The 19,846-nt window shown below is 63.3% G+C and carries 19 protein-coding genes; 7 read left to right on the top strand and 12 right to left on the bottom strand.

Annotated elements, in window-relative coordinates; genetic code table 11:
• Window positions 1–58: 58 nt before the first annotated feature.
• Window positions 59–970 (top strand): LysR family transcriptional regulator, encoded by a 912-nt coding sequence (locus R2R70_RS16200; protein WP_054555293.1) that lies wholly within the window; start codon window positions 59–61, stop codon window positions 968–970.
• A 239-nt stretch (window positions 971–1,209) separates the two neighbouring features.
• Here R2R70_RS16200 and R2R70_RS16195 read toward each other — a convergent pair whose 3' ends face one another.
• The 4 genes from R2R70_RS16195 to R2R70_RS16180 all read right to left on the bottom strand — a co-directional run bounded on the left by R2R70_RS16195 (window position 1,210) and on the right by R2R70_RS16180 (window position 4,480).
• Window positions 1,210–1,416, bottom strand: coding sequence for a cold-shock protein (locus R2R70_RS16195; protein WP_043333698.1), 207 nt, complete (start codon window positions 1,414–1,416; stop codon window positions 1,210–1,212).
• Window positions 1,417–1,630: 214 nt separating this feature from the next.
• The gene (locus tag R2R70_RS16190) at window positions 1,631–2,080 is read right to left on the bottom strand and encodes a lipocalin-like domain-containing protein (protein ID WP_043333697.1); all 450 of its coding nucleotides are present in this window, start codon (window positions 2,078–2,080) and stop codon (window positions 1,631–1,633) included.
• Between the two features lie 24 nt (window positions 2,081–2,104).
• Complete coding sequence (locus tag R2R70_RS16185; protein WP_410978498.1) at window positions 2,105–3,766, bottom strand: ATP-binding protein; 1,662 nt, start codon at window positions 3,764–3,766, stop codon at window positions 2,105–2,107.
• 3 nt (window positions 3,767–3,769) lie between these two features.
• Window positions 3,770–4,480, bottom strand: a complete 711-nt coding sequence (locus R2R70_RS16180) for a response regulator (RefSeq protein ID WP_043334706.1) — start codon at window positions 4,478–4,480, stop codon at window positions 3,770–3,772.
• Window positions 4,481–5,079: 599 nt separating this feature from the next.
• Between R2R70_RS16180 and R2R70_RS16175 the strand changes: the two genes are divergently transcribed.
• From R2R70_RS16175 to gnd, 3 genes are all read left to right on the top strand, one after another.
• Window positions 5,080–7,980 carry a ribonucleoside-diphosphate reductase subunit alpha gene (locus R2R70_RS16175; RefSeq protein ID WP_410978497.1) on the top strand — a complete coding sequence of 967 codons (2,901 nt, stop codon included), beginning with the start codon at window positions 5,080–5,082 and terminating at the stop codon, window positions 7,978–7,980.
• 224 nt (window positions 7,981–8,204) lie between these two features.
• Window positions 8,205–9,458 carry a ribonucleotide-diphosphate reductase subunit beta gene (locus tag R2R70_RS16170; RefSeq protein ID WP_054555289.1) on the top strand — a complete coding sequence of 418 codons (1,254 nt, stop codon included), beginning with the start codon at window positions 8,205–8,207 and terminating at the stop codon, window positions 9,456–9,458.
• Window positions 9,459–9,626: 168 nt separating this feature from the next.
• The gene (gene gnd / locus R2R70_RS16165; protein WP_410978496.1) at window positions 9,627–10,610 is read left to right on the top strand and encodes a phosphogluconate dehydrogenase (NAD(+)-dependent, decarboxylating); all 984 of its coding nucleotides are present in this window, start codon (window positions 9,627–9,629) and stop codon (window positions 10,608–10,610) included.
• Between the two features lie 149 nt (window positions 10,611–10,759).
• Here the strand turns inward: gnd and R2R70_RS16160 are convergent, their stop codons facing one another.
• The 6 genes from R2R70_RS16160 to R2R70_RS16135 form a co-directional block, all read right to left on the bottom strand.
• Window positions 10,760–11,302: a TIGR02281 family clan AA aspartic protease gene (locus R2R70_RS16160; RefSeq protein ID WP_213113718.1), complete on the bottom strand. Its 543-nt coding sequence runs from the start codon at window positions 11,300–11,302 to the stop codon at window positions 10,760–10,762.
• Window positions 11,299–11,796, bottom strand: coding sequence for a hypothetical protein (locus R2R70_RS16155; protein WP_248379892.1), 498 nt, complete (start codon window positions 11,794–11,796; stop codon window positions 11,299–11,301). The genes R2R70_RS16160 and R2R70_RS16155 overlap by 4 nt, the downstream gene beginning before the upstream one ends.
• A gap of 26 nt (window positions 11,797–11,822) precedes the next feature.
• The gene (locus R2R70_RS16150; protein WP_410978495.1) at window positions 11,823–12,488 is read right to left on the bottom strand and encodes an ankyrin repeat domain-containing protein; all 666 of its coding nucleotides are present in this window, start codon (window positions 12,486–12,488) and stop codon (window positions 11,823–11,825) included.
• 341 nt (window positions 12,489–12,829) lie between these two features.
• Complete coding sequence (locus tag R2R70_RS16145; RefSeq protein ID WP_410978494.1) at window positions 12,830–14,194, bottom strand: sensor histidine kinase; 1,365 nt, start codon at window positions 14,192–14,194, stop codon at window positions 12,830–12,832.
• Complete coding sequence (locus R2R70_RS16140; RefSeq protein ID WP_043334723.1) at window positions 14,191–14,889, bottom strand: response regulator transcription factor; 699 nt, start codon at window positions 14,887–14,889, stop codon at window positions 14,191–14,193. Before R2R70_RS16140 ends, R2R70_RS16145 begins: the two co-directional genes overlap by 4 nt.
• 152 nt (window positions 14,890–15,041) lie before the next feature.
• Window positions 15,042–15,539 carry a PepSY domain-containing protein gene (locus R2R70_RS16135; protein WP_410978493.1) on the bottom strand — a complete coding sequence of 166 codons (498 nt, stop codon included), beginning with the start codon at window positions 15,537–15,539 and terminating at the stop codon, window positions 15,042–15,044.
• A gap of 258 nt (window positions 15,540–15,797) precedes the next feature.
• Between R2R70_RS16135 and R2R70_RS16130 the strand changes: the two genes are divergently transcribed.
• The gene (locus R2R70_RS16130) at window positions 15,798–16,628 is read left to right on the top strand and encodes a hypothetical protein (RefSeq protein ID WP_410978492.1); all 831 of its coding nucleotides are present in this window, start codon (window positions 15,798–15,800) and stop codon (window positions 16,626–16,628) included.
• 336 nt (window positions 16,629–16,964) lie between these two features.
• Window positions 16,965–17,318 (top strand): hypothetical protein, encoded by a 354-nt coding sequence (locus R2R70_RS16125; protein ID WP_410978491.1) that lies wholly within the window; start codon window positions 16,965–16,967, stop codon window positions 17,316–17,318.
• Window positions 17,319–17,510: 192 nt separating this feature from the next.
• Here R2R70_RS16125 and coq7 read toward each other — a convergent pair whose 3' ends face one another.
• A complete protein-coding gene (gene coq7, locus R2R70_RS16120) occupies window positions 17,511–18,158 on the bottom strand; it encodes a 2-polyprenyl-3-methyl-6-methoxy-1,4-benzoquinone monooxygenase (protein WP_107336680.1) in 648 nt (215 codons plus the stop codon).
• 260 nt (window positions 18,159–18,418) lie between these two features.
• Entirely contained in the window at window positions 18,419–18,760 is a 342-nt protein-coding gene (locus tag R2R70_RS16115) for a histidine triad nucleotide-binding protein (protein ID WP_043334727.1), read from the bottom strand.
• Window positions 18,761–18,981: 221 nt separating this feature from the next.
• Here R2R70_RS16115 and R2R70_RS16110 point away from each other — a divergent pair, with 221 nt between their 5' ends.
• Complete coding sequence (locus R2R70_RS16110) at window positions 18,982–19,812, top strand: RIO1 family regulatory kinase/ATPase (RefSeq protein WP_410978490.1); 831 nt, start codon at window positions 18,982–18,984, stop codon at window positions 19,810–19,812.
• Window positions 19,813–19,846: the final 34 nt, after the last annotated feature.

Below are 19,846 nucleotides of genomic sequence, written 5' to 3'. Positions count from 1 at the left end.
CTCAACTTGCCGTTCACAATGTATCTCTCTCAACCTCTCAACATGAGCACCATTCATCATGCTTGAATTGCGCCATCTGCGTACCCTGCTGGCCCTGCGTGATGCTGGCTCGCTGGTCGAAGCCGCGGAGCGTGTCCACCTTACCCAGTCCGCCCTGTCCCATCAGCTGAAGGACCTCGAGGAGCGACTGGGCGCGCCGCTGTTCATCCGCAAGACGCGCCCCGTGGAGTTCACCCGCGCCGGACAGCGCCTGTTGTCGCTGGCAGAGCAGGTACTGCCGCAGTTCCGCATGGCTGAGCGAGACATTGCTCGCATGGCGGGTAGCGAGCAGGGCCGGCTGCACATGGCCATCGAGTGCCATAGCTGTTTTCAGTGGCTGATGCCGACGGTGGATCGCTTCCGCGATCACTGGCCGGAGATTGAAGTCGATATCCCCTCGGGCCACAGCTTCGCTCCCCTGCAGGCATTGGGCCGCGAGCAGCTGGACCTGGTCATCACCGCCAACCCGGTGGAGATGACCGGCATCCAGTACATTCCGCTGTTCCGCTATGAGGTCATGCTGGCCGTGGCACGCCAGCATGCACTGGCCATCAAGGGCCATGTGGAGCCGCAGGACCTATGTGACGAGACCTTGATCATCTATCCAGTCGAGCATGATCGCCTGGACGTCTTCACCCAGTTCCTCGAACCGGCCAACGTGAGCCCGCGCGAGATCCGCAGCGCTGAGATGACGGTGATGATGATGCAGCTGGTCGCCAGCGGCCGCGGCGTCACGGCGCTCCCCAACTGGGCGCTGGCCGAGTATCTGACGCGCGATTACGTGCGCGGCCTGTCGCTGGGCGACGGTGTCTGGGCGACACTCTACGCCGCCGTCAGAGAAGATCTGCTCGGCACGCCGTGGATGGACGACTTCCTGCGTACCGCCCGTGAGACATCATTCGAGGTGCTGAGTGGCGTGAAGCCTGCCTGATACCCGGGCCTCAGCGCTTACGAAGAATGGATACACGAAAGCCCCATCACTCGACAGGCCGCAAGGCATCGAGTGGTGGGGCTTTCGTGCATATGCTGATCACTGCTTGTTCGCGCCATATCACTACGGCTTGCGTCCAAGACTTTTTCTTCAGCACAAACAGAACCGCCCCAGCATGAGCTGGGGCGGTTCTTGACATCTATCATCTCAAGCGGAAAGCATTCCGCAATGAGTGATGATCAGTCGATAGCCTTGACGTTGGCTGCCTGCAGGCCTTTCTGGCCCTGGGTCACGTCGAAGGAGACCTGCTGGCCGTCCTGCAGGGTCTTGAAGCCATCAGCCTGGACTTCGGAGAAGTGAACGAACAGATCGTCACCACCGTCAGCCGGAGCGATGAAACCAAAACCTTTAGCGTCGTTGAACCACTTAACTGTACCTGTAGCCATGAGAAATTCCTCTCTGATTAGCATGTTTGAAATAACGGGCATTACCCGAAGAGCGTGGGCAAAGCAAAACCATGCATCAAATCAGCGAGGCTTCTCGGGGCGCTCAAGGCGATTTACCGAGCAGCACAGGCGACTGAGTGGTGCGTCTTGCTATCCAACAGGGGCTACATTGCACGCTAACCCATGATCACGTCAAGCCTTTTCGACAATCACTTCACACAGTCGCCAAGCGATGCCACTCCAGCCAGGTCAGAAATCCCCCTTCCGGCAGCTGCAGATTCGGCGCATCGGTCCCCAGCAGCAGGCGGTCTCCCTCGAGCGTGACGCGCCGCACAAGGGTGACTTCATCCCAATCAGCGATCGTGGCCAGCGACAGATGATGGCAGACCTCCTCCCGCTCACTGTCCCACTGCCAGCGCCCACAGTAGGCAAAGCCCTCACGAAAGGCGGCGACCAGCTGATCATCCGTCGGCGCCATTCCCAGAGGCTGACGCTCACAGGACACCAGCTGCACGCTCATATAGCCATTGGCCATGTAATGCAGCTGGCCCTTGCACTCGCCCAGCGGCTCCAGCTCGCGTCCATCCGGCCAGGCATACCAGAAACGCTCGAGCCGCCACGCGCCGATCAAGTCAGGATGCAGTGACAAGGAAGATTCCCGCATGGCCGATTCCTCAAACGGTCGTGATCAGGTGGCGTGCTCGTCCTGGAGTGACGGCGGCTTGACTGGCGGCAAGGGCACAGGCGCCTTGCGTTCCAGCTGGCTGGAGGTCAGTGGCAGCAACAGGCTGAAGCGCGCGCCCTTGAGCGACCTGCCCTTGTCCACTACCACGCTGCCGCCGTGGGAATGCAGGATCTTCTGCACGATGGAAAGCCCCAGCCCGTAGCCGCCGGAGGCACGCGTACGCGAATCGTCCAGGCGCGCGAAGGGCTTGAAGACCTTCTTGCGATCTTCCTCATTGATGCCGGGGCCATCGTCCTCGACATCGAGCCTGACCACCTGCGGGTCACTGGTAATGCGCACCAGTACACGGAAATCCGCATGCCGGCAGGCATTGGAGACCAGATTCTGCAGCGCCCGCTGCAGATAGCGTGCCTCGGCCTCGACCTCCAGCGCCTCGCCTTCGATGCTCAGCAGCAACTCAGGATGCAGCGGCGCCAGCGTCTCGCAGACCTGCTCCGCGATCTCGCGGCAATCCACCATGCCGAGGTCCAGCTGGATACCGGCGGCATTGTTGAGGCGTGCATAGGTCAGGATCTCGTCGATCAGCTTGTCGAGCTCCTCGATGTCGCCGTCTGCGCCCTTTATCTGACGCTGGACGAAATCATCATCGACCATGTCCTCGATCATCTGCAGCGCGAAGCGGATACGCGCCACCGGCGTGCGCAATTCATGCGAGACCGCCCGAATCATGTCCTGCTGCGCGCCCAGCAACCCCTGCACCCGCTCGGCCATGCCATTGAAGGCCATGCCGAGACGCCCGAGAAAGTCATTGGACTCGATGCGCACCCGCGTATCGAGATAGCCGCCCGCGATGCGGGTCGCGGCCTTTTCCAGACGCGTCAGGCGCGCCTCCAGTGAACGCACCACCAGATAGATGACGCCGCCCAGCAGACTGATGACCGCCAGTATCATGGCAATGATCAAGGCCGGCGGTGTCGTCTCGAAGCCGCGAATGGGCCCGACCTTGAGCATGGCGCGGTCACCCAGTCGAGCATAGAGCGCCATCGCCTGACCGTGACTGGCCACGTTGAGCACCACCCGACCGGCCTCCAGGCGACTGGCCTGCTGCGCATCGAGATTCTGCGGAATGTCCGGCAGCAGCGCGAAGGACAGACCGGAGGCCTGCTGCAGCTGGGCCAGCAAGTCGCTGCGCTGCTCGGCATTCATGGGCTGCAGGGTGTCATGCAGCGACACCATCAACCCGCGCAACTGCCGCTCCGCGAGATGCAGCAACCGGAATTCCAGCACTCTCTCTTCGCCGGGCACCGCCATCAGCAGCTGCCAGCCGGCGTCATCATGTGGCCGCACCAGCGGCCGCCCGGCCTCAAGGCGGCGCTGCTCCCACCAGCTGAGGTCAAAGACCGCCGCCGGTGCCAGCAACAACCGCCCATCCAGCAGGCGGGCGGTCCGATTGAGGAAGGCCCCGCGCTCAGCCTCCGGCGTGGCCGCGATCTGGCTCACCAGCAGGCGCATCGGCGCTGCGCCCAGACGCGTCTGGTAGGCCTCCAGCCGGACCATGTTGGTCAGCTGAAAGCCGCCCAGCGCGATGCCCAGCGTGAGCACCAATGCCACCAGCAAGGCGACATAGACACGCAGGAAGATGCTGTCGGAGAGAGCCCGGCGCATCTTCTAGAGGTCCTTGACGAACAGGTATCCCTTGCTGCGCACCGTCTTGATCCGCTCAGGATGATTGGGGTCATCGCCAATCTTGGGGCGGATGCGCGAGACACGCACATCGATGGAGCGGTCCTGGCCGTCGTACTTGATGCCGCGCAGCGCAGAGAAGATTTCCTCGCGCGTCAGCACGCGTCCCGCGTTCGAGGACAGTAGCCACAGCAGGTCGAACTCGGCACTGGTCAGTTCGATGCGCTCGCGCGCCAACCATGCCTCACGGGTGGCGTTGTCGATCTCGAGATCATTGAACACCAGGCGCGTCTCACCGGCGGCCACTTCGGGGCCATCGGCGCGACGCAGCAAGGCCCGCATGCGTGCAAGCAATACACGCGGCTGCACCGGCTTGGGCACGTAATCGTCGGCGCCCATCTCCAGACCCAGCACCTGATCCATGTCATCGGTACGCGCCGTCAGCATCAGGATCGGCCCGGCGAACTGAGGCCGCACGCGACGACAGATGGACAGACCATCCTCGCCCGGCAGCATCAGGTCCAGAATCACGATGTCGGGGCGCAGACTGATGATCAGGTCCACCGCCCGCGCGCCGTCATTCTCGACGCTCACGCGGAAGTTGTTGGCTTCGAGGTATTCGCGCGTCAGTGTCGCCAGACGCTCGTCATCCTCAACAATCAATACATGTTCTTGCGCATTGGTATCCAAGGGCATTCCATCCGCATCGTTGGGTCAACGTGGCCAGCAGCTCACAAGCAGTTACTTTCCTGTGCCACGTCGTAACCTTTTCAGGGTGATTTGTCACGAATGATACGCCAATTTGGGCGTTTACGCGCCAGCAGCGCAGGCACCATCTGCATTGACGGAGCGCAGAAAATTTAACACCTGAACTCTTGACATCCCCCAGCGACAAGGCCGGATTTTCAACCACACCTTACCCACAAGTTATCCACTTGCACGCCCCACCAAACAACACTATCTTGTGTCCAAAATCAGCTCACACCCCATATGTAGGGTTTTGGCGACGTCGACACCCATAGATCATGGCGACGATTGTCAAGCCCCGAAAGCATGAATAAGCGTATGGGAAGGCAGTCACGCAAGGCTGCTGGAACCGTGTCTCATGAACGCTATCAGGCTCAGCCCGGGCGCCGATTGCCCCGCCTGAGCCTGATCGAGTTTCTCGACGACAAGGCTGACGACGACAGAATATCCCCGGGCGCAGGCAGGAATTTCCAGCCTGCGCCCCGATACGAATTGCCCTCGAGCCCTAACGGGCAACGATTCACCTTCAGACGATTCAGGAAGGCGTCATGGATTCCACTTTCAGCACCGATCAGGCGACAGTCGACGTGACTGCCCCCCAGCGCCTGCGCGTCATCAAGCGCAATGGCGATGTTGCGGCCTTCGACGCCAGCAAGATCTCCGTCGCTCTCTCCAAGGCGTTCATCGCCGTGGAAGGCGATCAGGTCGAGTCCAGCTCGCGCATCCGCGACCTGGTTCAGCAGCTGACCAGCCAGATCACCGACGCCTTCCAGCGTCGTATGCCTGACGGTGGCACCCTGCACATCGAAGACATCCAGGATCAGGTCGAGCTGGCGCTGATGCGTTCCGGCGAGCACAAGGTCGCCCGTGCCTATGTGCTGTACCGCGATGAGCATGCTCGTGCCCGCAGCGCCCAAAGCGAAGGGATCGCCAAGCCGCACCCGACCATCAACGTCACGCACCTCGACGGCAGCGTGCGTCCGCTGGATCTGGGCCGTATCGAGACCCTCGTCTTCGATGCCTGCGCCGAGCTTTCCAACGTCGATGCCCAGAAGATCGTCGATGACTCCCTGAAGAATCTGTACGACGGCGTGCCGGTCGATGGCGTGTCCACCGCGCTGATGATGACCGCGCGTACGCTGGTCGAGAAGGACCCGAACTACACCTACGTCACCGCTCGCCTGCTGCAGGACAACCTGCGCCGCGAAGCCCTGAGCTTCCTCAAGGTCGCTGACGAGGCCACCTTCGGCGAGATGAAGGACCACTACCCGGTCGCCTTCAAGGCCTACATCGAGAGCGGCATCGCCTTCGAACAGCTGGACGAGCAACTGGCCACCTTCGATCTGGAGCGTCTCGGCGCGGCCATCGATCACACGCGTGACAACCAGTTCACCTATCTCGGCCTGCAGACCCTGTACGACCGCTACTTCCTGCACCAGAACGACGTGCGCTATGAGCTGCCGCAGGTCATGTTCATGCGTGTCGCCATGGGCCTGTCCCTGAACGAGGAAGACCGCGAAGGTCGTGCCATCGAGTTCTACGAGCTGCTGTCCAGCTTCGACTACATGGCTTCCACGCCGACGCTGTTCAACGCCGGTACTCGTCGCAGCCAGCTGTCCAGCTGCTACCTGACCACCGTGCCGGACGCCCTCGACGGCATCTACGGCGCCATCCGCGACAACGCCATGCTCTCCAAGTGGGCGGGTGGTCTCGGCAATGACTGGACGCCAGTGCGTGCGCTGGGCTCCTACATCAAGGGCACCAACGGCAAGTCCCAGGGCGTCGTGCCCTTCCTGAAGGTCGTCAACGACACCGCCGTTGCCGTCAATCAGGGTGGCAAGCGCAAGGGCGCCGTCTGTGCCTATCTGGAAACCTGGCACATGGACGTCGAGGAATTCCTCGACCTGCGCAAGAACACCGGTGATGACCGTCGTCGTACCCACGACATGAACACCGCCAACTGGGTGCCGGATCTCTTCATGAAGCGTGTCTTCGATGACACCGAGTGGACCCTGTTCTCGCCGTCCGACTGCCCGGACCTCCACGACCTGTACGGCGCGGCCTTCCAGGCGCGTTACGAGCAGTACGAGGAGATGACCCGTCAGGGACAGCTGAAGCTGTTCAAGCGCGTCAAGGCGCGTGATCTGTGGCGCAAGATGCTCTCCATGCTGTTCGAGACCGGCCACCCGTGGATCACCTTCAAGGACCCGTGCAACCTGCGCAGCCCGCAGCAGCACGCCGGTGTCGTGCACTCGTCCAACCTGTGCACCGAGATCACCCTCAACACCTCCGAGGACGAGATCGCGGTCTGCAACCTGGGCTCGATCAACCTGGCTCAGCACGTCATCGACGGCAAGCTGGATGGCGACAAGCTCAAGAAGTCAGTGCGTACCGCCGTGCGCATGCTCGATAACGTCATCGACATCAACTACTACGCCGTACCGCAGGCGCGTCGCTCCAACATGCGTCACCGCCCGGTCGGCCTCGGTATCATGGGCTTCCAGGATGCGCTCTACGCGCAGTCCATCGCCTATGCCTCCGAAGAAGCCGTGACCTTCGCCGACGAATCCATGGAACTCGTCAGCTATCACGCCATCGAAGCTTCCAGTGATCTGGCCGCCGAACGTGGTCGTTACGAAAGCTTCGACGGCTCTCTGTGGAGTCAGGGCATCCTGCCGATCGATTCCATCGAGAAGCTCAAGACCGAGCGTGGCGCCGACTACATCGAGATGGACGAAAGCCAGACTCAGGACTGGGACTACATCCGCGAGAAGGTCCGCACCCAGGGCATGCGCAACTCCAACGTGATGGCGATCGCGCCGACCGCGACGATCTCCAACATCTGTGGTGTCTCGCAGTCCATCGAACCGACCTACCAGAACCTGTTCGTCAAATCGAACCTGTCTGGCGAGTTCACCGTGGTCAACGCCTACATGGTCAACGACCTCAAGGCGCGCGGCCTGTGGGACGAGGTCATGATCAACGACCTCAAGTACTACGACGGCAGCGTGCAGCCGATCGAGCGCATCCCGGAAGACCTCAAGGCGCTGTACGCCAACGCCTTCGAAGTCGAGCCGAAGTGGATCGTCGAAGCCGCCTCGCGTCGTCAGAAGTGGATCGATCAGGCCCAGTCCCTGAACCTGTACATCCAGGGCGTGTCCGGCAAGAAGCTGGACGTGACCTACCGCATGGCATGGTTCCGTGGCCTCAAGACCACCTATTACCTCCGTGCTCTGGGTGCGACCGCCGTGGAGAAATCCACCGTCGATCGCAGCAAGCACAACGCCGTCGGCAATGCACCGACTCCGGCACCGACTCCCGCGCCGACCCCGGCACCGGAAGCCAAGCCGGAACCGCGCGGCATCGAAGACTTCCTGCAGGGCAAGAGCGGCCAGCGTGCCCCCTCCGCCAGCAACATCGATGAGCTGGGCTGTGAGGCCTGTCAATAATTGAGGAATGCGCGAATGGACCTGACTTTTCGATGTAATTTTGGACAAGATGGCCTGAACGTATTTTCCTCGTTGACAGTGACCCCAGATTTCATGGTTGCTGCAAGACGTCTATTAATCGAAATGCGGCCGATACTTAGCTTGATAATTGCCGCTGCAATTTCATAACCCTTTTAGGGGTCCCATAAGGGGCCCCTATTTGCCGTTTCGGAGAAATATAGAGAATGTTGAACTGGGACGATTTCCACGAAGACGAAGCCCCCGCTGCCGAGAAGCCGGCGACGGCCAAACCGGCGCCGCAGGCCGAAGCTCCCGCCGCTGCCCCGGCGGCTGACGCTGTCGTCGCGAACGAGAACAGCGAAGGCTACGCGATCAGCGATGCCGAGCGCATCGCCCGCGCCCAGCAGGCGCTGGACGATCTCGACGTGGCCAAGGGTCTGGAAGAACTGGAAATGGGTGCCCAGCGCATTCAGGTCGACGAGAAGCGCATGATCAATGCGCGCGCCGACGTCAACCAGCTGGTGCCCTTCAAGTACGACTGGGCATGGCAGAAGTACCTCGACGGCTCCGCGAACCACTGGATGCCGCAGGAAGTGAACATGAACGCGGACATCGCGTTGTGGAAGAGCCAGGACGGCCTGACCGAAGACGAGCGCCTGATCGTGATGCGCTCGCTGGGCTACTTCTCCACTGCAGACTCGCTGGTCGCCAACAATCTGGTGCTGGCCGTCTACAAGAACATCACCAACCCGGAGTGCCGCCAGTACCTGCTGCGTCAGGCCTTCGAAGAGGCGATCCACACCCACGCCTACCAGTACTGCATCGAGTCACTGGGCATGGACGAAGGCGAAGTCTTCAACATGTACCGTGAAGTGGACTCCGTGGCGCGCAAGTCCGCCTGGAGCCTCAAGCACACCCAGGCGCTGGCACGTGCCGACTTCCACACCGGTACACCGGAAGCGGACCAGGAATTCCTGCGCAACCTGATCGGCTTCTACGCCGTCACCGAAGGCATCTTCTTCTATTGCGGCTTCTCCCAGATCCTGTCCATGGGTCGTCGCAACAAGATGACCGGCGTCGCCGAGCAGTTCCAGTACATCCTGCGTGACGAGTCCATGCACCTGAACTTCGGCATCGACGTGATCAACCAGATCAAGGTCGAGAACCCGCACCTGTGGACCGCCGAATTCCAGGACGAAGTCACCCAGATGATTCTGGAAGGCACCCAGCTCGAGATCGAATACGCGCGTGACACCATGCCGCGCGGCGTACTGGGCATGAACGCGGCCATCATGGAGGAATACCTCCACTTCATCTGCAACCGTCGCCTCGCGCAGCTGGGCCTCAAGGAACAGTTCCCGGGCGCCAAGAACCCGTTCCCGTGGATGTCCGAGATCATCGACCTGCGCAAGGAGAAGAACTTCTTCGAGACGCGCGTCACCGAATATCAGGTCGGCGGTGCCCTGAGCTGGGATTGATCGCTGATCACTCCCCCTCCCAGAGACAGGCACGCGACTGACGCCTGCCTCTGCTGAGCACCCCAACGGGCCATGTCATTGATATGGCCCGTTTTTGCGTCCAGCGCCCGCACAGGGTAGGCTTCGCGCCGTCCCGACTCTCCCCGGCTTCACGTGAAAGGAACGAACATGCAACTCGGTATCATCGGACTCGGCCGCATGGGCGGCAATATCGCTCGTCGCTTGATGCGCAATGGCCACGAAGTGGTCGCCCATGATCGTGACGCGGCAATCGCCCAGTCACTGGTCGCCGACGGTGCGACGCACGTCGATAGCCTCGTGGAACTGGTTCAGCAGCTCGAGGCGCCGCGCGCCGTCTGGGTCATGCTGCCGGCTGGCGAGATCACCGAGCAGACCATCGCCACGCTTGCCGAGCTGATGGAAGCCGGCGACACCATCATCGATGGCGGCAACACCTTCTACAAGGACGACATCCGCCGTGCCACGGCCCTCAAGCTGAAGGGCCTGAACTACGTCGATGTGGGCACTTCCGGCGGCGTGTGGGGCCTGGAGCGCGGCTACTGCATGATGATCGGTGCCGAGAAGGCCGTGTTCGAGCATCTCGAGCCGCTGTTCGATACCCTCGCCCCGGGCTATGGCGATCTCGAGCGCACCAAGGGCCGCAACGCCCCGGATGAGCGCGCCGAGCGTGGCTACATCCACGCCGGTCCGGTCGGTGCCGGTCACTACGTGAAGATGGTCCACAACGGCATCGAGTACGGCCTGATGCAGGCTTATGCCGAGGGCTTCGAGCTGATGCAGAGCAAGGGCTCCGACGCCCTGCCGGAAGATCAGCGCTTCGACCTCAATCTGGCCGATATCGCCGAAGTGTGGCGTCGTGGCAGCGTGGTGTCTTCCTGGCTGCTCGATCTGACCGCCCAGGCACTGGCCGGTGACGAGCGTCTGGACCACTACAGCGGTGCCGTCTCCGACAGTGGCGAAGGCCGCTGGACCGTCGATGCCGCGGTCGAGCAGGGTGTCGCCGTGCCGGTGCTGGCCAATGCGCTGTTCTCGCGCTTCAGCTCGCGCAAGGAAAACACCTACGCCAACCGCCTGCTGTCGGCAATGCGCTTCGGCTTCGGTGGCCATGTCGAGCCGCCCAAGAAAGACTGAGCACCTGCTCTGACACGCCAGACGTGAAACGCCCCGCTCATGGAGATCTTGAGCGGGGCGTTGTCGTTTGCGGGGCCTGCTGACAGAGCGGTGGAGTGTCAGCTGACCTTCTTGCCAGCCCTGTCAGCCATCTGTGTCAGCCAATGGCGTTATCGGCCGCCGCCAGCGCCATCCACCGGCGTCAGCGTCATCTGCTGACCGCGCATGTTGATATCGAACTCCCCCAGGAAACTCATTCCCAGCAGCACCACCTCATCATGCATGCCCGGCACGATGGCCCCGCGCACCTCGCGCTGGCTGAGTCCCGCCAGACTGACGGTATCCAGTGTGGTCAGGGCGCCGTGACTGACGCCATTGGCGGTGGTGAAGCGCGCATCCCGCCCGCGTGGCAGCTGCAGGCGCTCGGCCAGCGCTTCGGACACCGAGACATAGGTGGCGCCGGTATCGAGCAGGAAGGTGACCGGCTGATCATTGATCGTACCGGGGGCCACGAAGTGCCCTGAGCGATTGCGCGACAGCGTCAGTGGCTCTCCGGACGACAGCGACTGGCCAGCCAGCGAGGCATTGGGCCGGGTGCGCTCATCAAGCTGGCCCTGAAACCACCACACCAGCATGGCGAGAATCAGCGCCCAGCACAGCACCAGCATGCCGACACCATAACGGCGGGTCGCGCCGCCCCCTGAATCACTCATCCACCACCACCCCGCAACAGCAGACGCAGGCCGACGGCGCACAGTGCGAAGCCGAGAATCAACGGCACCCCGATCAGCCAGCCGCGCGTCCCCGGCAGGCTGGCCTCATGCGGGGCATCGAGGCGATAGACCAGCGCCACGCTCTCCCCCACGGCGGGCGTCGGCGAGGGCACCGCCAGCGGCGAGATGATCTCGTGCCAGCCATCACGCTGATCCTGATAGCGCACCACGGGCGCATACTGGATCGACTCGATATTGAAGCGCCCACCCGGCGGCAGGCCCGCCATCGCCAGGGCCTCATCCTCGCTGAGCTTGCCGCCCTTGGGCAGATGGATAGGGCCACGCCCTTCGACGTGCAGCGTGCGGTCGTGGTTGATGACCTCGCCCATCACCTGCGCGCTGTTGCGGGCGAAGGACTGCGCCTGCTGCCAGCGATAGCCGCCGAGCAGCAGCAAGGCGATACCGATGATGATCAGTCCCCAGGTCAACGCCATGCGATGCCTCCTTGTGGTCGGTGCCATCATGCACGACGCGGTGTCGAGGTACGGGCCTGGACGTCGTCGCTCACGTCATGGGCCACGCCCTGCTCGTGTCCGCCGGCCGCTTCCAGCCTCTCGCTCAGCGCATCGAACTGGCGCCAGCGCGCATGCGCCAGCGGCGTGACACCTTCGGCGTCCGCCAGATTGACGTCGGCACCGTGGGCCAGCAGCTGCTCGACGACCCGTTGATAGTCAACGCCGCCATCCCCCAGCAACACGGCCTCGATCAGTGCCGTCCAGCCGAGCGTATTCTGGTGGTTGACGTCGACATCGGTCTCCTCGAGTAGCTGACGACAGATATCGGCATGACCACGCTCACTGGCCGACATCAGCGCAGTGGAAGAGAAGCGATTGAGCACCGTCGCCGAGGCACCATGCGCCAGCAGCCGGCTCAGGCAGCGGCCATAGCCGAGTGCGGCCGCGGCCAGCAGGGGCGTGTCGTGCAGGGCATCGGTCTGCTCGCAATCGGCGCCGGCGGCCAGCAGGGCCTCCACCGCCTCCGGCTGATTGACCTGCACCGCGACCAGCAATGGCGAGCGCCCGCGATAATCCACGTCATTGACTCGCTCGTGCGCATCGGGAGCGGCCAATGCCTGTGCCAGGCCCTCCAGATCGCCATGCTGAGCACACATTGTCATGTCCTTCATCACCACCTCCTGACGCCCGGCAACGGATGCTTACTCTCTGACAGCCTATGCGATCCTGAGCGTGACCGTTAGCCCCGCCAGCGTTCAATCGGCGCCTTGAGCATCGCCGATCAGGCATGGCGTGACGAATGACAGGCAAAAAAAAGCGCTCCCGAAGGAGCGCCAGTTCGTCATCACCGCAGGGCGCGGCAGACGAGACTCAGAAACGAAGCCCGTCCGGCTGCCAGCCGGACACCGTTAGAATACGGTGTCGCCCTGCCCGCGCCCAATCATCTCTCGGGATGGCTGTGATAGCGCTGAGCTATCAAGACAAGAGCGCCGATAAACGAGGCGGCGCCCTGTCACTCCGTCGGCTGTGCCCCGACCAGCGGGGAGCTCGGTAGCCAGACGCGTGCCGCCAGGCCGCCCAGGCTGGAGCGCTCAAGTGCCAGCTCGCCCCCATAGAGCGCCATCAGATCATCGACGATCGCCAGCCCCAGACCGGAACCGGAGCGCCCCTCATCAAGACGCGCCCCACGCCCCAGCGCGGCGGCGCCCTCTTCTTCATTCATGCCGGGGCCGTCGTCCTCGATGATCAACAGCACGCCGCCATCGCGGGTCTCGCTGCTGACGCGCACCTGCTGGCGAGCCCACTGCAAGGCGTTCTCGAGCAGGTTGCCGACCATTTCCTGCAGATCCTGCGGGTCGACCCGCACGCTGGCGTCGTCCTCCAGCGCCAGACTGAGCGTGATGCCACGCCGACTCGCCAAGCGCCCGAGCCCCTCGAAGACCGGCCCCGCCGCCTCACGCAGGCTGATGCGCCCGCTGAGATGCGCGCCACCGGCGGCACTGGCACGCGCCAGGTGGTGGCGCACGGCTTCATCGATACGTTTGAGCTCGGCGTCGATCCGCGCACGGTCCTCGCCATCGAAGCGCTCGGACTGCGCCTTGAGCACGCTGACCGGCGTCTTGAGCGCATGCGCCAGATTGCCGGCCGCCGCACGCCCACGCTCGATCAAGCGCTGATCACGCTCGAGCACGGCATTGATGGCGCGGGTCAGCTCGGTCAGCTCCGGCGGCAGACGGGTCTCTTCCAGCCGCTCCGCCTCGCCGTCGGCGACCTTCTTGAGGCGAGCCCGCAGGCGCCGCAGAGGCGCCAACCCCCAGCTGATCTGCGCGGCAGAGCCGCACACCAACAGCGATGCCAAGGCCACCAGCGCACCCGCCAGCAGCCACTCGAAGCGCGCGACCTCGGTGTCGACCTCGCTACGGCTGGCCGCCACCATCACGTGCAGTGGCTGGTTGCGACCGGGCAGGCGGATATCGCGCTCGAGGGAGCGCAGCACCTGATGGCGCGGGCCCTTGAGGTCACGGCTGATGATGACGCCCTTGTCCATGTCTTCCAGCGGCGGCAGGCGTTGGTCCCACAGCGAGCGCGACGTCAGCACATTGCCGTTGCGATCGGAAATCTGCCAGTACCAGCCCGAATAGGCCTGATCGAAGCGCGGGTCGCCCAGCGAGCGTGTCAGGCCGGGGCGGCCCTTCTCGCGGTCGAACTGGATGGCGGCGATCAGCACCTTCGACAGCGACAGCAGGCGCTGGTCGAAGGCGGTAGTCACGGCGTCACGGAAACTCCAGGCCAGACCGAGCCCGGTCAGCGGCATGACGATCAAGGCAATGACCAGCGAGCCGCCCAGCAAGCGGCGGCCGACGGACAATGGCTTCATGCGTCGCTGCCATCCGCCGGCGTCTGTGTCTCGGCGTCCGGATCACGCAGGCGATAGCCACGCCCGCGCAGCGTCTCGATGCGCTCGGCCCCCAGCTTGCGGCGCAGACGGCTGATCTGCACATCGATGACGTTGGAATCGGGTTCGTGGTCGCGGTCATAGACATGCTCGACCAGTTCAGAACGGCTGACCACACCGGGCACGGCGTGCATCAGGTGCATCAGCAGGCGCGTTTCCTGGGCGGTCAGCGACACGGGGCGCCCCGCCAGGCTGACGGTACCGCCGTGGGTGTCGCAGGCCAGATCACCCAGCTTGAGCACGGGGTGGGCATGGCCGCGTGAGCGCCGTACCAGGGCGCGCAGACGGAAGATGACCTCGGCGGTCTCGAAGGGCTTGGTGACGTAATCATCGGCGCCGGCAGAGAAGCCGGCGGCCTTGTCAGACCAGCGCTCGCGCGCGGTCAGCACCAGCACCGGCACCTCGATGCCGGCCTCTCGCCACTGGGCCAGCCAGCGCGTGCCATCACCGTCCGGCAGGCCGAGATCCAGCACTACGGCATCGTAGCTCTCGGTCTGGATCAAAAAGTCGGCGTCTCCCCCGGTGGTGGCATGCTCGACCAGTACATCGGCTTCCCCCAGGCGCGCCATCAGCGCTTCGGCCAACGGCATGTCATCTTCAACCAGCAATATCTTCATCGATTCTCGGGCTCCTGACGCAAGCGGCGTTCTACCGGTGGCGCAATGGACAATGGCACTAGCATACCGTTCCTCAGGGCCGCCAGGCACCCTCAGCGCCCTTGTCACAGCCTGCGCTGACACTGCTTGGCCTGGCCACTACCTGCCTCGCCTTACTGACTCTCGACCTCGGCATTGGCGCCGTCAGTCACGAGCGGCGCGTCGGCCGTCTCGGGCAGGGGCCTGGTCAGAGGCTCGGACAAGGAACCGCTGCCTGCGCGACGCATGGCATCCAGATTGACGCCGCGCACCTCACGCAGACTGCCATCCGAGGCACGCACGGTGAATCTGGCCATCTGGCCCTGCGGCCCGAGCATCTCGACCTCATAGATCAGCTCGCCATGCGTTTCTTCGAGTTCCACCTCGACTACCTGACCCAGCCAGTCGCGCTCGAGGCTATCGAGCAACTCGGACAACGAAATGACACGTCCGGCGGCGACTTCATCGTGCAGGCTGCGCCAGCGCTCGCTGTCACACAGCGCATGCGGCGGCAGTGCCAGCGCACCGACCAGCAGGCTCCCGAGCCCGAGGCACAGCCAGGCATAGCGTTGCCGCCATTGACTGCCACGCGCTGCACGGGCGTCTGGCTGAGCCTTGTGGGGAGTCTGCATGAAGAGGAACCTCGTGAATGACGGCGGGGCTGGTGTGCGCCCAAGGCGGGCGCTCGCGCGTGGAGCTCAATCTAGCAACGGAATGTGCAATCAAACCTGCGTTGGAACAACGCGGGCCAACCCGAGAGCAACCACTGACCCTGTGATGCAGAGACTGACAGGAGGCAATGAACCTCAGATGAATTCACGTCTCAGCGTCGCGCAAGGTCGCCTGGCCCACAGTGAGTGCCATGCCCAGCCATCCTTGAGGAGGGTGTCATGTCCCCATCAGCCGCGTCCCGTATTGCTCCCGCTCGTGAATCAGACTCCGCATCCCGGCAGCCGCCGGCCGCAGGTGTCGCCCCGTCGCGCTTCTGGCTCGCCAGCCGCGCAGTCCAGCACTGGCGACACGGCCTGGGCGTCAGCGCACTCGGCCTGATGCTGGGCTCGGCTCCCGCCTATGCCAACGGCATCGAGGACCTGCCGGTGCGCCATCAGCTGTCGGCGGCAGAACTCTCGACCGCAGGGCTCTCTGCAAATGGGCCCTCGACTACCGAGCACTCAGATGATGGCAAGGCGCACGCCACGCTCGGAAATGATGCGGAGGATAGCGCGCTGGACACGGCCGCCACCCGCACAGCCGGAAAGCCTGCGACGGATATCTCTGACGCCGCGACTACTCAAGGGCTCGCGCCAGAGCTGCTCACGCAGATGATGATCCACGCCAGTCGCAAGGGCATGATGGAATTCAGCACGATGGATATCCGCGACGATCATGTTCAGTTCACGGGCTGGGGGCATAATGGGTGGCAGATGGAACTGGCCATCAATCTCGCCGATGGAGAATTCATCAGCGAAGCGCTGCGCCAGAGTGATTCCGCGCCCGGCGACAAGGCCATCGATGGCGACAGCATGCGCCAGACCTTGAATTTTGCCGCTGTCGACGGCATCAAGAGTGTACAGAGCGTCGAAGTCGCTGCGCACGCCATCCGGATTCACGGGCGCGATGCGCAAGGCAGGCCGCAGCGGATGACATTGAACATGCCGCTGCCGGGCAACGCTTTCAACCTCGCCGCCAGCGTATCCATGAATCCGGATTACCGGCCGTGAACTGATCGACCCGCTTGTCCAGCCGCCGTGCCTTGAAGTGGTTCAGGGACTGAACCCGACATCCAGCGCTGGATCAACGCCGAAGCCGCTTGACGGCAACGATGCCAACTTCGATGCTGAACGAGTCAACCGGCCGCCCGATGCCATCAAGCGCCTCATGCAAAAGTGCGTCGCATCGAGCCCCACTTACCCATCCCTCGGCCCAGAGCACGAATGCCAGTTGCGCCGGGAGGGCAATACCCCTGTTTCCTGACCCGATATCCCCGACCACCCACTTTCACCTATCGGGTCATCCTCGCCCGGCCTGACGGCCCGGCTCTATCGTGGAGAAGACACATGCAAGGCCAACAGCACAACACTCTGTGGAACCAGGCTCGCCAATGGCAGGCCAATGCAGGCAACCAACGCCCCTCCAATGGCCTGTCCGGCCTCAAGCTGGTCGCCGCCTGGCTGATCGGTGGCGTGGTCATGATCTTCAGCCTGTTCGCAGCGCTGGTGATGATGGTACTCGGCATCATCATGCTGCCCTTCATCCGCCGTCGCATGAAAAAGCGCATGAGCGAGATGCAGCAGCGCATGCAGGAGGCCCAGGACAAGGCCAGTGGCAGCCAGAACTACTCGCGTGATGCCACGCGTGAAGACGGCAGCAGCACCGAGACGCTGGACGGTGAGTATCAGGTCAAGGAATAAGCCCTGACGCCAGAGACCGCTGAGCGTCTCACACTGGCCGTCTCGCACTCGCCGTCTCTCACTGGCCGACTCGCAATGATCGTCTCGCATTGATCATCACGACGTTCGCCCAAAACACAAAGGCCGCCCCATGGGGCGGCCTTTGTGTTGCTGCGTCCTGAAGCTGCCAAGGCAAGCTCAGCCGTCTGACCATCACACCCGGTAGACGCTGGCCGTCATCACCTTGGACATCAGGCGCATGGCGCTCTTCAGCGGCCCCGGGAAGCGATGACCACCGGCTTCCAGTGCCCACTGCTCATGATGGGCTTCGTCGATTTCCATCTGGCGCAACACGGCACGTGAACGCTGATCACCCTCGGGCAGCGTCTGCTGGTGCTTCGACAGGTGCTCGCCGACCAGCTCTTCGGTCGCGGCCACGAACCCGAGGCTGACCTTGTCGTTGATGGCACCGGCCGCTGCCCCGAGGGCGAAGCTCGTCATGTAGAACAGCGGATTGAGCAGGCTGGTATTGGCATCCAGCTCGACGAGTCGTGCATCGCACCAGGCCAGGTGGTCGATCTCTTCCTGGGCGGCCAGCTCCATCTGCGTGCGCGTTTCGGGCAGACGCGCCGTGAACCCCTGGCCCTGATAGAGCGCCTGGGCACACACCTCGCCGGTGTGATTGATGCGCATCAGGCCAGCGGCGTGCTGGCGCTCTTGATCGCTGATCGCTTCATCATGGATGTTGCCCGCCGGAGAGGGACGCGACGGCTGGGCGGCATGTGGCACCAGGGTACGCAGTACGGTGTCGAACTGATGGATCAACTGATCGGCGCGGCTGTGATGACGTTGCGCCGAAATGGCATCGGAATGCGGCATGGGAAGACTCCTGCACGGCGTGAGCAATGAGGCCATCTTACGCAAGCCAGCCCGCGACGGTAAGGGGCAGAGTGTCGCCGGGCGAGGCCTGACCGGCTCCCTTGCGCCGTGGCTTCCCAAATGAAAAACCGGCAATGCCGTTTTCACGACATTGCCGGTATGCGCCTGTGTGCCGCGCGCTTGTTATCGCTAGCCGCTACCTGCCCGCGAACCGCCGGTACAGGCGCCTGCTCTATGCCGGCTCAGCCAGCCGGCCATGTGAAGCGGCGACCACCCATCAGGTGCATATGAATATGATAGACCGTCTGGCCGCCATCTTCATTGCAGTTCATCACGACGCGATAACCGCCTTCGGCAAAACCGTAGTCCTTCGCCAGTCTGGCGGCGGTGTACTGCAGGCGCCCTACCGTGGCCAGCTGATGCTCCTCGATATCGTTGAGCGTGGCGATGTGCTGCTTGGGGATGATCAACACATGGGTCGGCGCCTGCGGATTGATGTCATTGAAGGCCAGCACCTCATCATCCTCATAGACGATATCGGCGGGAATCTCGCGGTTGATGATCTTGCAGAACAGACAGTCCATGACATCTTCTCCCTTGAAGTGGGGCTGCCCACGGCAGCGTGGCCTGCCAGCGTAGCGCCAGCCGGGCAACAGGCCAAGGGCAGACGCAGGAAAACGCGGGCCGGCTTGTGAACAGGGCAATGTCGCCTTTAGGGAAACAGACTGATTCACCGCTGCCAGTGGGCGAATGAGGAAAACAGTAGGATAATCATTGTTATCCCGCTAACGAGAAGCCGCCCGTCATGCCCGTGTTCACTCGCCAAGATTCCTCCCTGCGCAAGGCCAACCACGAACTGGAGGCCGGCCTTGGTTCTCACGGCGAGACACGACCGGCCACTGTCGGCGCCCCCGCCGTCGATCGCGCTGAGCCTACGCGCGCCGAGAAGGCGCGGGAGGCACTGCGTGCCGCGCCCAGGGTCACGCGTGTTGACGGCGAGCAGGCCCCGGGCGAGTTCCTGCAGCGTGCCAAGGGCTTTCTCAAGGCAGAGGTCTATATCACGCACCTCAATGGCCAGCCGGTGGTCTGCAAGGATTACCGCCGCTATGCCGGCACGCCGGCGGCATTGGTGGCACGTTGGCTGGTACGCCATGAGCTGAAGATGCTCGAGCGTCTGGGCGACTGGACACACGCCCCCCGCGCCGTGGCGCGCCTGTCACCGCTGTCGCTGGCGATGGAATACATCCCAGGGCCGTTGCTGAGTGACGCCGCCCTGGATGACGTGACGGATGCCCGCCTCAGTCAGCAGCTGATTCTCGTCGTGCAGCAACTCCATCAGCGTCAGATGGCCCACAACGACATCCGTGGCTCCAACGTCGTGCTGCGCGATGGCGTGCCGGTCCTGATCGACTTCACCTCTGCCGTCCGCCTGCCGCGCTTACCGGGCACGGCCACTCTCGCGCGCATGATGCGTCGCTTCGATCTGCGTCACTCGCTGAAGCTCAAGCAACGCACCCTCGGCCTGCCGCTGAGCACCCGCGAGGCACGCCTGCTGATTCGCAGTGGCCGCCTGAATCGCACCCTGCGTATCTGGAAGAAAGGCATCCTGCCACGCCTCAAGGGCCGCAAGCACTGAGCCAGCCCGAGCCCAGCCCCCTTCGTGTCTGTGA

The sequence above is a fragment of the Cobetia sp. SIMBA_158 genome (assembly GCF_046566945.1).
Lineage (GTDB): Bacteria > Pseudomonadota > Gammaproteobacteria > Pseudomonadales > Halomonadaceae > Cobetia > Cobetia amphilecti.
The sequence above is the reverse complement of the archived record's forward strand: the minus strand, read 5'-3'. Positions and strand labels throughout refer to the sequence as shown.